Genomic DNA, 14,505 nt, shown 5'->3' with positions numbered 1-14,505 from the left:
GACCGGCGGCGTCGCCGGCCTCGCTGTGGGGTCAGTATCTTGTCGGTCCGCGGCGGCTGCCGCGGACCGTCGCTGCGTCGGTGCTGCGCTCAGGCCGCGATGGCTTCGCGGTCGCTGTCGCGGGCGGCCTGTTCCTTGGCGTACATCTCGCCCAGCGCGCGCTTGTACTCGGTCGGGAAGACCTTGACGAACTTGCGGCGTGCCGTGGTCCAGTCGGCCAGCAGCGCCTTGGCGCGCTCGGAACCGGTGTAGCGGAAGTGCTGCTCGATCAGGTTGCGCAGGATGACTTCATCCAGCTGGCGCTTGCCGTCGACCTTGTGCCACGAAGCCTCGGGCTGGCCCTTCTGCTGGTCGGCCGAGGCCAGCACCGCTTCCAGCGCCACCATCGAGGTGTTGCAGCGCTTGTCGAACAGGCCGTCCTCGTCGTAGACGTAGGCCACGCCGCCCGACATGCCGGCCGCGAAGTTGCGTCCGGTGCCGCCCAGCACCACCACCGTGCCGCCGGTCATGTATTCGCAACCGTGGTCGCCGGTGCCTTCCACCACTGCTACCGCACCCGAATTGCGCACCGCGAAGCGCTCGCCGGCCACGCCGTTGAAGAACGCTTCACCGGCGATGGCGCCGTACAGCACAGTGTTGCCGACGATGATGTTGCGGGTCGGGTCGCCGCGGAACTCGTGCGGGGCGCGCACGATCACGCGGCCGCCCGACAGGCCCTTGCCGACGTAGTCGTTGCCGTCGCCCACCAGGTCCAGCGTGATGCCGTGCGCCAGGAACGCGCCGAACGACTGGCCGGCGGTGCCTTGCAGCTGGATGTGGATGGTGTCGTCGGGCAGCCCTTCGTGGCCGTACTGCTTGGCGACCACGCCGGACAGCATCGCGCCCACCGTACGGTTGACGTTCTTGACCGGCTGGATGAACGAGACGCGCTCGCCCTTCTCGATCGCCGGACGGGCCTTGGCGATCAGCACGTGGTCCAGCGCCTTGCCGGCTTCCGGCGACAGTCCGTGGTCCTGCACGTCGGTGTGGTACAGCGGCACGTCCGCGCCCAGCGACACCTGGTGGAAGATGCGGCTGAAGTCCAGGCCGCGCGCCTTCCAGTGCTCGACGCCCGGCTTGGTGTCGAGCAGGTCGGCGCGGCCGATCAGCTCGTCGAACTTGCGGATGCCCAGCTGCGCCATGATCTCGCGGGCTTCTTCTGCCACAAAGAAGAAGAAGTTGACCACGTGTTCCGGCTTGCCCTGGAACTTCTTGCGCAGCTGCGGATCCTGCGTGGCCACCCCCACCGGGCAGGTGTTCAGGTGGCACTTGCGCATCATGATGCAGCCTTCCGCAACCAGCGGCGCGGTGGCGAAGCCGAACTCGTCGGCGCCCAGCAGCGCGCCGATGACGACGTCGCGGCCGGTCTTCATCTGGCCGTCGGCCTGCACGCGGATGCGGTTGCGCAGGCCATTGAGCAGCAGCGTCTGTTGCGTTTCGGCCAGGCCCAGCTCCCACGGCGTGCCGGCGTGCTTGATCGACGACCACGGCGAGGCGCCGGTGCCGCCGTCATGGCCGGCGATCACGACGTGGTCGGCCTTGGCCTTGGACACGCCCGCTGCCACGGTGCCGACGCCGACTTCAGACACCAGCTTGACCGAGATATCCGACGACGGGTTGACGTTCTTCAGGTCGTGGATCAGCTGTGCCAGATCCTCGATCGAGTAGATGTCATGGTGCGGGGGCGGCGAGATCAGGCCCACGCCCGGCACCGAGTAACGCAGCTTGCCGATGTAGTCCGAGACCTTGTGGCCGGGCAGCTGGCCGCCCTCGCCGGGCTTGGCGCCCTGCGCCATCTTGATCTGGATCTGGTCGGCCGACGCCAGGTACTCGGCGGTCACGCCGAAACGGCCCGACGCCACCTGCTTGATCTTGGAGCGCAGCGAATCGCCTTCACGCAGCTCCAGGTCCTTCTCGATTACGCCGTCGCCCAGCAGGCCCTTGAGGGTATCGCCCTGCTTGATGGGGATGCCGCGCAGCTCGTTGCGGTAGCGCTTCTCGTCCTCGCCGCCTTCGCCGGTGTTGGACTTGCCGCCGATGCGGTTCATCGCCAGCGCCAGCGTGGTGTGGGCTTCGGTCGAGATCGAGCCGAGCGACATCGCGCCGGTGGCGAAGCGCCGCACGATCTCCTTGGCGGGCTCGACTTCTTCCAGCGGAATCGCCCTGGCCGGATCGACCTTGAACTCGAACAGGCCGCGCAGCGTCATGTGGCGCTTGCTCTGGTCGTTGATGATGTTGGCGTATTCCTTGTACGTCTGGTAGGCGCCCTTGCCGTCGTCAGCGCGCACCGAGTGCTGCAGCTTGGCGATCGAGTCCGGGGTCCACATATGCTCTTCACCGCGGATACGGAAGGCGTACTCGCCGCCGGCGTCGAGCATATTCTCCAGCACCGGGCTGTTGCCGAAGGCGTCCTTGTGCAGGCGCAGCGCTTCCTCGGCGACCTCGAAGATGCCGATGCCCTCGACGTTCGACGGCGTGCCGTGGAAGTACTTCTGCACCAGCTCGCGCGACAGGCCGATGGCTTCGAAGATCTGCGCGCCGGTGTACGACATGTAGGTGGAGATGCCCATCTTGGACATCACCTTGAACAGGCCCTTGCCGATCGCCTTGACGAAGTTCTTCACCGCCTTCTCGGGCGACAGGTCGCCCGACAGGCCGCTGGCCATGTCAGCCAGGGTTTCCATCGCCAGGTATGGGTGCACGGCTTCGGCGCCGTAGCCGGCCAGCAGCGCGAAGTGATGCACTTCACGCGCGGTGCCGGTCTCGACCACCAGGCCGGTGGACGTGCGCAGGCCCTTCTCCACCAGGTGGTGGTGGATGGCGGACGTGGCCAGCAGCGCGGGGATCGCGACATGGTCGGTATCCACGCGGCGGTCCGACACGATCAGGATGTTGTAGCCAGAACGCACCGCATCCACGGCTTCGGCGCACAGCGAGGCCAGGCGCGCTTCGATGCCTTCCTTGCCCCACGCGGTCGGGTAGCAGATGTTCAGTTCGTACGAACGGAACTTGCCGCCGGTGTAGTGCTCGATATTGCGGATCTTGGCGATGTCCTTGAAGTCCAGCACCGGCTGGGACACTTCGAGGCGCATCGGCGGGTTGATGTTGTTCAGCTCGAGCAGGTTCGGCTTCGGGCCGATGAACGACACCAGCGACATCACCATGTTCTCGCGGATCGGGTCGATCGGCGGGTTGGTGACCTGGGCGAACAGCTGCTTGAAGTAGTGGTACAGCGTCTTGTTCTTGGACGACAGGATCGCCAGCGGCGAGTCGTTGCCCATCGAGCCGGTGGCTTCTTCGCCGGCCAGTGCCATTGGCGCCATCAGGAACTTGACGTCTTCCTGGGTGTAGCCGTAGGCCTGCTGGCGGTCCAGCAGCTTGGCCACGGGCTTCTTCTCGGCGGCGACGTCTTCCGGCTTGGCGTCGATCTCGTCCAGCTTGATGCGGACGGCGTCGATCCAGCTCTTGTACGGCTTGGCGTTCGCCAGGTTGTCCTTGAGTTCCTTGTCCTCGATGATGCGGCCCTGTTCCATGTCGATCAGGAACATCTTGCCCGGCTGCAGGCGCCACTTCTCAACGATGCGCGACTCGGGGAACGGCAGCACGCCGGCTTCCGACGCCAGCACCACGACGTCGTCCTCGGTCACGTAGAAACGTGCCGGGCGCAGGCCGTTGCGGTCCAGCGTGGCGCCGATCTGGCGGCCATCGGTGAAGCAGATCGCGGCCGGGCCGTCCCACGGCTCCATCATGGCGGCGTGGTACTCGTAGAAGGCGCGACGGTTGTCGTCCATCAGCGTGTGCTGTTCCCAGGCTTCCGGGATCATCATCATCATCGCGTGGACGAGCGGGTAGCCGGCCATCGTCAGCAGTTCGAGGCAGTTGTCGAACGATGCCGTGTCGGACTGGCCCGGGTAGATCAGCGGCCACAGCTTGGGCAGGTCGTCGCCCAGCACCGGCGACGAGATCGCGCCGGTACGTGCGTTGATCCAGTTGACGTTGCCCTTGACCGTGTTGATTTCGCCGTTGTGGGCGACCAAGCGGTACGGGTGGGCCAGTTCCCAGGCCGGGAAGGTGTTGGTCGAGAAGCGCTGGTGCACCAGGGCCAGGGCCGAGACGGCGCGCGGGTCCTGCAGGTCCAGGTAGTACTCGCCGACCTGGTTGGCCAGCAGCAGGCCCTTGTACACCACGGTACGGGCCGACATCGACGGCACGAAATATTCCTTGCCGTGCTTGAGCTTGAGCGCCTGGATGGCATGGCTGGCGGTCTTGCGGATGACGTAGAGCTTACGTTCCAGCGCATCCGTGGTCATGATGTCGCGGCCGCGACCGATGAAGATCTGGCGGATCACCGGCTCGGTCTTGCGCACCGTCGGCGACATCGGCATGTTGCAGTCGACCGGCACGTCGCGCCAACCCAGCACGACCTGGCCTTCCAGGCGGACGGTGCGCTCCAGTTCCTGTTCGCAGGCCAGGCGCGAGGCGTGTTCCTTGGGCAGGAAGATCATGCCCACGCCGTATTCGCCGGCGGGCGGCAGGCTCACGCCCTGCGCGGCCATTTCCTCGCGGTAGAACTGGTCGGGGATCTGGATCAGGATACCGGCACCGTCGCCCATCAGCGCGTCCGCGCCGACGGCACCCCGGTGGTCCAGGTTTTCCAGGATCTTCAGGCCCTGGGAGATGATCTCGTGGGACTTCTTGCCCTTGATATGCGCGACCATGCCGACGCCGCAGGCGTCGTGCTCGTTGCTCGGGTCATACAGGCCCTGGGCCTGCGGGCGCAAGGCGATGGCGGAGGAAGACTCGCTGGTTTGCTCGCTGGTCTGCGCTTGGGCCGAGAGGTTTTTCGTTTGGTCCACGGGCTGAATTCCGGTGAAGGCTGCGCGAACGACTGGGCGTACCGGAACGGGGACCGCGCGCTTTCTAAATAACCAGCCGGCCGGAGTCGGCGGGTGGGAATCGGGGACGAAGCTGTCTGCGGGCCGCAGCGGCGTACACGAGCGTGACGCGCCGCACAATGACTGTGGGTGGAGCAACTATATGGGAATCCTATTCGGCTCGCAAAATTTTTAAATAGGGTCAGAACACATTAACTAACGCACCGTTTCGGTGATCGATTTAAATGGGGACACATCACTTTTGCGTCGGCTCGGCCACGTCCCCTGGGGGTGCCTGCACCTTCTTGGGGCGTCCTTTCGGAAGCGGCTGGACGCGCCGGGTCGCATGGCGTTCGAGTTGCGCCAGGAACGTTTCGTCGCCGAGGGGCCAGCCGCTGTGTGCGTGGCTGCGCAGCGTGGCCAGCGTTTTGGTCGACAGGCCTTCCGCGGTCAGCGAACGGTAGTTGGACTGGCGCTCGAACGGCGTGTTGCCCAGGTCCCAGTAAGCAGAGTGGTCGCTTACAAACGGGCTGGCCTCGATGCCGGCGTGGTGGCGGTAGCTGCTCCAGCGGTCGGCCTCCGGCGTGCTCACCTCGCCGGCGCGCAGCGCGTTGGCTTCGACGTAAAGCATAGCCGGGAGCATCCACTGGGCCGCGTCGAACACCGCCGAGCGGAAGCGCCCTTCCCACAGCGTTCCGGTGCGGTTGGCCACGCGGTTGAAATAGCGCGCGTAGCGACGGCCGACCGCCTGCATGGTCAGGCTCAGTGAATCCGGCCCCTTTGGCGTGGCCACCAGGTGCACGTGGTTGGGCCGCAGCGTGTAGGCGTGGACCGCGAGGTCATGCTCGCGCGCCGCCATGCGCAGGCAGTCTAGGTAGTGCAGGTAGTCGTCGGGACCCAGGAAGACGTCCTGGCGATTGTTGCCACGTTGCAACACCAGGGCGGGGAAACCGGCGGGAGAGAAACGGGGAAGGCGGGCCATGACAGGTCATGCGAGCATCGAAGCCCGCATGATAGCCTGATCCGTCCCCAATTATGCGCAGGCGCGCCTGGCGCCGGTCAGTCGCCCTCGCTCACGGCAAAGATGCGGCGATGCTCGCGGATCGCGTAGCGGTCGGTCATGCCGGCGATGTAATGCGCGATCAGCCGCGGCTGGTCGGCGCCGTGACCGGCCTGGTACTGCGGCGGCAGCAGGCGCGGATCGGACATGAAGGCCTGGAACAGGTCGCCGACGATGCGCTGCGCCTTGGCCGACATGCGCATCACCAGGTAATGCCGGTACAGGTGCCGGAACAGGAAGCGCTTGAGCGCCGCGGCTTCCTCGTGGATCTGCGGGCTGAAGCCGACCAGCGGGCCGGCGGCTCGCACCGCGTCAATATTGCGCGGGTTGGCTGCGGCAATATTGCTGCTGGTGGTCTCGATCAGGTCGACGATCAGCGTGTTGATCATGCGCCGGACCGTCTCGTTGATGGCGCGGCGGCCGTTGATGCCGGGGAAGGCATCGGCCACCTCGGCACGGTGGCGCTCCCACATCGGCACTTCGTCGAGCTGTTCCAGCGTCAGCAGGCCGGAACGCAGGCCGTCGTCAATATCGTGGTTGTTGTAGGCGATCTCGTCGGCCAGGTTGGCCAGCTGTGCCTCGAGCGACGGCTGTGTGCCTTCCAGGAAGCGCCGGCCCAGCTCGCCCAGCGCCGCGGCATTGACGCGCGAGCAATGCTTGAGGATGCCCTCGCGCGTCTCGAAGGTCAGGTTCAGCCCGTTGAAGCCGCCGTAGCGCTCTTCCAGCTCGTCCACCACCAGCAGGCTCTGCAGGTTGTGCTCGAAGCCGCCGTAGTTTTTCATGCAGGTGTTGAGCGCATCCTGCCCGGCGTGGCCGAAGGGGGTGTGTCCCAGGTCGTGCGCCAACGAGATGGCCTCGACCAGGTCTTCGTTGAGCCGCAGGTTGCGCGCGATCGAACGGGCGATCTGCGCCACCTCCAGGCTATGGGTCAGGCGGGTGCGGAACAGGTCTCCCTCGTGGTTGACGAAGACCTGGGTCTTGTACTCGAGCCGCCGGAACGCCGTGCTGTGGATCACCCGGTCGCGGTCGCGCTGGAATTCACTGCGCGACAGCGACGCGGGTTCGGCATGCACCCGGCCGCGCGTCTGCGCGGAGCGGGCGGCGTACGGGGCGAGATGGCTTTCAAAGTCGGTCATGCGGCAATCCGGTGAGCTGGGTCAGGGTTGCGAGGCATAACCGATCGATCACGCGACCGTGGCCTCGGTGGGAGGTTTAAGAACGGCGTGCTGCAGCGTGGCACGCAGGTCGGCATCGGGCACGGTGGTGATGAACGCCTCGCCGAGCTTCTTCAGCAGGATGAACTTGACGCTGCCGGCCTCGGCCTTCTTGTCGACCTTCATCAGTTCGATATAGCGATCGGTGCCCAGTTCCGGCGCCACCACGGGCAGCATGGCGGCCTGGGTCAGCGTGCGGATGCGCGCCAGCGTCTCGATATCGATAAACCCGAGCCGATGCGACAGGTCGGCGGCCATCACCATGCCGCAGCCCACCGCCTCGCCGTGCAGCCATGCGCCGTAGCCCATGCCCGCCTCGATCGCGTGGCCGAAGGTGTGGCCGAAATTGAGGATGGCACGCAGCCCGCCCTCGCGCTCGTCCTGCGCCACCACGCCGGCCTTGATCTCGCACGAGCGCTGCACGGCCACCGCCATCAGCTCGGGGTCGCAGTCGTTCAGCGCCTTGATATTGCGCTCGATCCAGCCGAAGTACTCCGCATCGGCGATGGCGCCGTGCTTGATGACCTCGGCCATGCCGGCGGCCAGCTCGCGCGGGGGCAGGGTGCGCAGCGTGTCGATGTCGGCGATCACCGCGTTGGGCTGGTGGAACGCCCCGATCATGTTCTTGCCGAGCGGGTGGTTGATGCCAGTCTTGCCGCCCACCGACGAATCCACCTGTGCCAACAGCGTGGTCGGCATCTGGATAAAAGGCACGCCGCGCATGTAGCAGGCGGCGGCAAACCCGGTCATGTCGCCCACCACGCCGCCGCCCAGCGCGACCAGCGTGGTCTTGCGGTCGGCGCCGGCCTGCAGCAGCGCGTCGAAGATCAGATTCAGCGTTTCCCAGTGCTTGAAGGCTTCGCCGTCGGGCAGCGTTACGGTGCGCACGGTCTTGCCGAGCGCCTTCAGGCCGGCTTGCACGCGCGCCGCGTACAGCGGCCCCACGGTTTCATTGGTGACGATGACGGCGTGTTGCCCGCGCACGTGCGGGCGCAGCAGCTCGGCGTTGTCGAGCAGGCCAGTGCCGATATGGATGGGGTAGCTGCGCGCTCCCAGGTCAACTTCAAGCGTAATCATGGATTGGGGTCCTGCGCCGGCTGCCCGGACTGGCCGGACTGCTCGGCGGCCGGCTGCGGGGGATCGATCGGGAAACCGGCCATTTCAAGTTGCATCAACACCATATTAGCAAGCTGCGCCACCGAGGGCTTGCCGGTTTCGATGATGAAGTCCGCCACTTCGCGGTAAAGCGGGTCGCGCTCGGCGTACAGCGCCTCGAGCTTGCCCTTGGGATCCTCGGTCTGCAGCAGCGGGCGGTTGCGGTCGTGGCGGGTGCGCAGCCACAGGTCGTGCGGGCTCGCGCGCAGGTAGACGACCGTGCCGCGGGCCTTGAGCACCTCGCGGTTCTCGGCGCGCAGCACGGCACCGCCGCCGGTAGCCAGCACGATGCCCTGGCGCGCGGCCAGCTCGCGGATCATGGCGGCCTCGCGATCGCGGAAGCCCGCTTCGCCCTCGTGTTCGAAGATCACCGGGATGCGCACGCCGCAGTGTGCCTCGAGTTCGTGATCGGAATCGAAGAACGGATAGTGCAGGCGCCGCGCCACCGTGCGGCCCACGGTGGTCTTGCCGGCGCCCATCAGGCCGACGAAAAAGAGGTTTGGTCGATCGGATTCCGGTCGATCGGATTCCGATCGATCGCGGTCGGGTCGATCCGGAGCGGGGCGCTGTGCCGCCGGCCCTGTCGCTGAGGCTGTCACTGGACTGTCGTTCGGGAGCGCGGCATGCGGGCCGTCCTCCCCGGTTGGGAACTGCATCATCTTCTTATGTTGTGGCGCGCCCGGCAAGTGGCGGTGCAGCATGGGCCACATGCCGGTATCCGCCCCGTCCTCCCTGGACCGTCTCCTCGCCCGGACGGCCGCGGTGCGCAAAAAAATGGCCGCATCGGTCGATGCGGCCTGTCAGTCTACTGTATCCGGCCCGATGCGCGGGCCGGCGCCGGCTTCCGCCTACCTCAGCGACACGCTGTCGTTCAGGATGCGCGGCGTCAGGAACACCAGCAGCTCGGTGCGGTTGCGCACCTTGGCGTTGTTCTTGAACAGGTAGCCCAGCACCGGGATATCGCCCAGCAGCGGCACCTTGTCGGTGTCGTTGGACTCGGTCTGGGTGTAGATGCCGCCGATCACCACCGTGCCGCCGTTCTCCACCAGCACCTGGGTCTGCACGTGCTTGGTGTCGATGGCAAAGCCCGAGGTGGTCTGGATGCCCACGCTGTCCTTGTTCACGTCCACGTCCAGCAGCACATTGCCTTCGGGCGTGATCTGCGGCGTCACTTCCAGCTTCAGGTTGGCCTTGCGGAACTGCACCGAGGTGGCACCGCTGGAGGTCGCCGCCTGGTACGGCAGCTCGGTACCCTGCTCGATCAGCGCCTTGATGTTGTTTGCCGTGACCACGCGCGGGCTGGAGATGATCTTGCCCTTGCCATCCGCTTCCAGCGCCGACAACTCCAGTGCCAGGAACTTGGTGGCGGCGCTGTTGAACAGGCTGACCGCGATATTGGCCGGGTTGGTGCCGTTGATGGCACCGGCCGGCAGGCTCAGGAACGGGCCATTGTCGGAGGTCGCACCGGGCAGCACGTTGTTGTACGTGTTGCCGACGCGGGCGTTGTTGTATTGCCCGGCAAAGCCCAGCTTCACACCCAGGTTGCGGCTGAAAGAGTCGGTGGCCTCGACGATGCGCGCCTCGATGATCACCTGCCGCACCGGGATATCGATCTTGCCGATAAAGCTCTGCACCTCTTCCAGCTTGCTGGCGATATCCGACACGAACAGCTGGTTGGTACGCGCATCGGCCGTCAGCGAACCGCGCTTGGACAGCATGCGCGCGCTTGCACCCGCCGCGCCCGCCGTACCGACCGCGGGCACGGCACCGCCGCCGGCGCCAGCGCCGGCGCTCATGCCCAGCAGCATCCGGCGCACGTCCTCGGCGCGCTGGTAGTTGAGCTGGAACACCTGGCTGCGGATCGGCTCGAGGTCATTGATCTGCTGCTGCGACTCCAGCTCGAGCTTCTCCTTGGTCTGCAGCTCGGCCTTGGGCGCCACCCACAGCACATTGCCGTTGCGGCGCGACGCCAGCCCCTTGGCATCCATCACGATCTGCAGCGCCTGGTCCCACGGCACGTCCTTCAGGCGCAGCGTCAGGTTGCCCTGCACGCTTTCGCTGGTGATGATGTTCAGGTTGGTGAAATCGGCAAACACCTGCAGCAGCGAGCGGATGTCGATGTTCTGGAAGTTCAGCGACAGGCGCTCGCCGCGGTAGCCCGGGCCGCTGATCAGCTTGGTCGGGTCTTCCTTGACCGGGCGCACTTCGACCACGAACTGCGTGTCGGTCTGGTACGAGCTGTACTCCCAGTTGCCGCTCGGCTCGATGGTCAGGCGCGCGTTGCCGTTGGCGTCGTTGGCGCGCAGGCTCTGCACCGGCGTGCCGAAGTCGCTGACGTCGTAGCGACGGCGCAGGTTGTCGGGCAGCGTGGTGCCGAGGAAGTCGACCACCACGTGCTTGCCCTGTTGCGCGATATTGATGCCCGAGTCGCGCGATGACAGGTCCACCACCACGCGCCCGGCACCGTCGGCACCGCGGCGGAAGTCGATATTGCGCACCGACGGCCGCGCCGCCGCGGCCACCGGCGTCACCGTCGCTGCCGGCGCGAACGTGGGCGCAGCGCTCTTGACCGCGGGCGCCACGTTATCCAGCGCCACCACGAAGTAATTGCCGCGCACCTCGGTGCGATAGGTGGCGGTGCGCGTGAGGTCGACGATCACGCGGGTGCGGTCGCCGATCTGCACTACGTTGGCGGTCTTGACCAGCTTGCCGCCGTAGTCATACTGCGCGCGCCGGTTGGCAAAGCCGGTATCGAAGAAATCGATCGCCAGCCGTGCCGGGTTCTGCGTGGTGAAGTCCACCGGCTTCTGCGCCGGCGGCCGTTCGAGCTCGATCGTCAAGACGGTCTGCTCGCCGACCACGCTGGCGTCCACCGACTTGACCCGGTTGCTTTGTGCCAGCGCGGCCGGAGCGGCCAGCACCAGCGTCGTGATTAAGGCGCCCGCGAGCGCACGGTACCAGCGCGCGAGGGTCATGCCGCCACCTCCAGCTTCAGGCTGGTCATTTTCTCTTTCCACTCTGATACCCCCTCCCGGACCAATTCACGCAACACGATCTCCTGATCGGTGATGCGGACCACCCGGCCATAGCTCTGGCCGAGATACTGACCCACCTTGATGTGGTGGATCTTGTTATCAACCCTGACGATGCCGAAGGTTTCCCCGTTCTTCTTCATCATCCCGAGCATCTTGAAGTTCTCGAGCGGGTAGTCTTCCAGCGGCTCGCGGCGCCGCCCGGCCTCGGGCGAATCCGGCAGCGTCTTGTTCAGCTCGCCGATCTTGGCCTGCGCGAACGGCTCGGGCGCATTGGCCACGGCGTACTCGCGCGGCACGTAGGGCCGGGCCTCCGGCAGCGGCTCGGGCGGCTTGGCGCGGGCGTTGCGGGTGGCGTCCATCCACTGGCGCAGCGCGTTCTCGTCGCTGGCGCCGCAGGCGCCCAGCAGGCCGACCGCGAGCGCTGCCACCGCGACCGTGCGCGGCGCTGCGGCCCATGCCAGGCTACGGGTACGGACGGTGCGGCTCATTTGGCACCTCCCTGCTTGGCGGCGGCGGCAGCCGCGGCGGCTTTGCGCTGCGCGGCCTGCTCTTCCGGATCGAGCGCGCGGTAGGCCATCGCCACCGCCTCCATCGACAGCCCGCCGTCCTTGGTATTGGCCAGTTGCAGGTTCTGCATCGACACGATGCGCGACAGCGCGGCCACGTCGGCATTGAACTGCGCCACCTCGTGGTAGCGGCCGGTCACGCGCAGGTTCACCGGGATCTCGGCAAAGTAAGGCTTGATCACCGCCGCCTGCGGCTTGAACAGCTCGAACTGCAGGCCGCGCGCAACGCCGGCGTGGTTGACGTCAGCCAGCAGCGCGTCCATTTCGGTCTTGTTGGGGAGCTGGCGCTCGAGCAGCGCCACGCGCTGCTCCACCTGCTTCTTCTGCTCGCGCAGCGCGTCGAGGTTGGCCACCTGCGTCACCTTGGACTGGTAGGCCTGCTTGAGGCTTTCCTGCTCCTGGCGCTGGCGGTCGAGTTCGTCGAACTTGGCGCTCCAGTAGAACTGCCAGCCCAGCAGCAGCACCAGCGCCGCGGCCATCACCGCGAACAGCACGCGCGGCGCGGCCGGCCAGGTTTCCGGCTCGTTCAGGTTGAGCCCGCGGAACTGGCTGGTGAGGTCAGCCAGGTTGATTTCGGTATTGAGCGCCATGGTCAGGCCTTTCCGGCTGCGGGGGCTGCTGCGGATGCGGGTGTCGGTACAGCTGGTGCGGAGCCTGCCGGCGCGGCCTTCTTGCCGTCCGCTCCCTGCGGCGTCTCCGGCGCGCGGTAGGCGAAGCGCATCGAGAAGTCGAACAGGCGGCGCTGCTCGCGCAGGTTGTTGGTCATGGTGACCGCCTTGGACTCGACCAGCTCGGCCTTGTCCAGCCAGGCCACGCCGCTCAGGTTGCGCAGCAGTTCGGAAATGCGCTCGTTGGACTGCGCCACGCCCGCGATGGTGAAGGACTCACCGGTCTGCTTGAGGCTGGTCAGGTAGACGCCTTCCGGCACCTGCCGCACCAGTTCCTCGAGCAGCTGCACCGGGCGGTTGCGCTCGGTCTGCAGGCTTTCCACCGCCTTCTGCCGTTGCAGGAGCGCGTCGATATCCTTCTTGAGGCTGTTGACCTCGCGGATCTGCCCGTCCAGCTTGGCGTTCTCGGCGCTCAGCACCTGGTTCAGCGCAACCACGGAATCGATGCGCCCGTCGATATAGAGCCCGCCCAGCAGCACCACCGCCGCGCCGCCGGCCGCGACGGCGCCCAGCATCGAATAGACCTTCTTGCGGCGAGCCGCCTTGCGGGCTTCGTGGTAGGGCAGCAGGTTGACCGAAGGCAGCGTGTTCGTAGACATTCGAATGCCTCCGGTGCGTTATTGCAGGCCGCGCAATGCGAGGCCTGCACTGACGATATACGCCGGCAGGTCACGCTGCAGGTAGCGCTCGTTGACCTTGGCGTTGGTCGCCATGTTGGCGAAAGGGTTCGCCAGCGTGGTGGTGATCTTGGTCTGCTGCTGGATCGCCGCCTGCACGCCGAGCAGCGAGGCATGGCCGCCCGACAGCAGGATCTCGTCGACCCGCCCCAGGCTGGAGCTGGAGATGAAGTTGCCGATCGCGGCCTGCACTTCCATCGCCAGCGCGTCCAGCGACGGCTTGAGCAGTTGCGCGCGCCAGGCTTCAGGCAGCGTGTTCTTGCGTTTCTTGATCTCGGCCTTGAGCGCGTCCAGCGTGAACATGCGCGCGGCGCTCTGCGTGAGCTGGTCGCCGTAGCTGTTCAGCGGCTGTTCGTACAGCTCTTTCCAGCCCTGGTAGAAGATCGCCTTGGAGCGGCTGCCGCCGAGGTGGACCACCGCCACCACCGGCAGTGCGCGGGCGTCGGCCTCGGACATTTCCTGCGGCACGCCCAGCATCTGCACGATCGAGCGCTGCACTGCGTATTCCTCGACGTCCATTACCTGGGGCTTGAGCCCGGCCATCTCCGCCGCGGTCACGCGTTCCTGCACGCGATCGCTGTTGGCCGCGGTGACGCGCACGCCGATGCCACCCTCGGTTTCGCTGGGCCCGATCACGGCAAAGTCGAAGTTGACCGCCTGCGACGGCGGATAGAGCCGGTGCGCCTCGGATTCGACCTGGGAATACAGCTCGTCTTCGGAGAGGTTGTCCGGCAGGCTGACCGTCTGCGATTCGGTCAGCATGGATGGCACGCCCAGCACCACGTCTTTCGAACGGATGCCGGCCTTGCCAAGCGCGCGCTTAAGCGCGATCCCGACTGCCTCGATATTGATGACGTTGCCATCGGCAACGGCGTTGCGGTCCAGCAGTTCGCTGGCGCATTTTTCCAGCCGATAGTCCTGCCTGCTGCCCCCTACGGACAGCTCGACTACCTTGACACTGGACGACCCGATATCTACGCCGACCGTAGTCCGACGCAGAAGCCCCGACAAAATGCCCCGTCGCAAGGTGACCCCCTGACATTTGAACTCGCCCCTGGCGTGAACGCTCTAATCGGGCGAGCCGTGTTTCTTGAATGAAACCTTTGCTCTTTTATGTTGGCCGATTCTCACAAAATCTGGCACCGGTGGCAATGTGCCGAACTGACCGCGACTTCTTTTTCAGAAGCCTCGTGCCATTCCGTTGCCAAAACCCCACG

10 protein-coding genes are annotated in these 14,505 nt (G+C 66.1%); all 10 read right to left on the bottom strand.

The features are described 5' to 3' along the window. Positions 1-89: 89 nt before the first annotated feature. The 10 genes from K307_RS21340 to pilM all read right to left on the bottom strand — a co-directional run bounded on the left by K307_RS21340 (position 90) and on the right by pilM (position 14,299). The gene (locus K307_RS21340) at positions 90-4,895 is read right to left on the bottom strand and encodes a glutamate synthase subunit alpha (RefSeq protein ID WP_042882583.1); all 4,806 of its coding nucleotides are present in this window, start codon (positions 4,893-4,895) and stop codon (positions 90-92) included. Positions 4,896-5,169: 274 nt separating this feature from the next. Continuing rightward, complete coding sequence (locus K307_RS21335; RefSeq protein WP_042882581.1) at positions 5,170-5,895, bottom strand: transposase; 726 nt, start codon at positions 5,893-5,895, stop codon at positions 5,170-5,172. A 77-nt stretch (positions 5,896-5,972) separates the two neighbouring features. Beyond that, the gene (locus K307_RS21330; RefSeq protein ID WP_042882579.1) at positions 5,973-7,109 is read right to left on the bottom strand and encodes a deoxyguanosinetriphosphate triphosphohydrolase; all 1,137 of its coding nucleotides are present in this window, start codon (positions 7,107-7,109) and stop codon (positions 5,973-5,975) included. Between the two features lie 48 nt (positions 7,110-7,157). Continuing rightward, positions 7,158-8,264 (bottom strand): 3-dehydroquinate synthase, encoded by a 1,107-nt coding sequence (aroB, locus tag K307_RS21325; RefSeq protein WP_042882577.1) that lies wholly within the window; start codon positions 8,262-8,264, stop codon positions 7,158-7,160. After that, complete coding sequence (locus K307_RS21320) at positions 8,261-8,821, bottom strand: shikimate kinase (protein ID WP_042882575.1); 561 nt, start codon at positions 8,819-8,821, stop codon at positions 8,261-8,263. The genes aroB and K307_RS21320 overlap by 4 nt, the downstream gene beginning before the upstream one ends. A 369-nt stretch (positions 8,822-9,190) precedes the next feature. Continuing rightward, positions 9,191-11,317 (bottom strand): type IV pilus secretin PilQ, encoded by a 2,127-nt coding sequence (pilQ, locus tag K307_RS21315; protein ID WP_042882573.1) that lies wholly within the window; start codon positions 11,315-11,317, stop codon positions 9,191-9,193. Then, positions 11,314-11,865: a pilus assembly protein PilP gene (locus K307_RS21310; RefSeq protein WP_042882571.1), complete on the bottom strand. Its 552-nt coding sequence runs from the start codon at positions 11,863-11,865 to the stop codon at positions 11,314-11,316. The genes pilQ and K307_RS21310 overlap by 4 nt, the downstream gene beginning before the upstream one ends. Further along, positions 11,862-12,533, bottom strand: coding sequence for a type 4a pilus biogenesis protein PilO (locus tag K307_RS21305; RefSeq protein ID WP_042882569.1), 672 nt, complete (start codon positions 12,531-12,533; stop codon positions 11,862-11,864). Before K307_RS21305 ends, K307_RS21310 begins: the two co-directional genes overlap by 4 nt. Positions 12,534-12,535: 2 nt before the next feature. Then, entirely contained in the window at positions 12,536-13,210 is a 675-nt protein-coding gene (locus K307_RS21300) for a PilN domain-containing protein (RefSeq protein ID WP_042882567.1), read from the bottom strand. Positions 13,211-13,228: 18 nt separating this feature from the next. Then, a complete protein-coding gene (pilM, locus tag K307_RS21295) occupies positions 13,229-14,299 on the bottom strand; it encodes a type IV pilus assembly protein PilM (RefSeq protein WP_196251605.1) in 1,071 nt (356 codons plus the stop codon). Positions 14,300-14,505 lie beyond the last annotated feature (206 nt).

Origin of the sequence: Cupriavidus necator A5-1, assembly GCF_000744095.1 — a bacterium.
Classification (GTDB): Bacteria; Pseudomonadota; Gammaproteobacteria; order Burkholderiales; family Burkholderiaceae; genus Cupriavidus; species Cupriavidus necator_A.
Note: the sequence above shows the minus strand (reverse complement) of the source record. Positions and strands in the feature narration are given on the sequence as shown.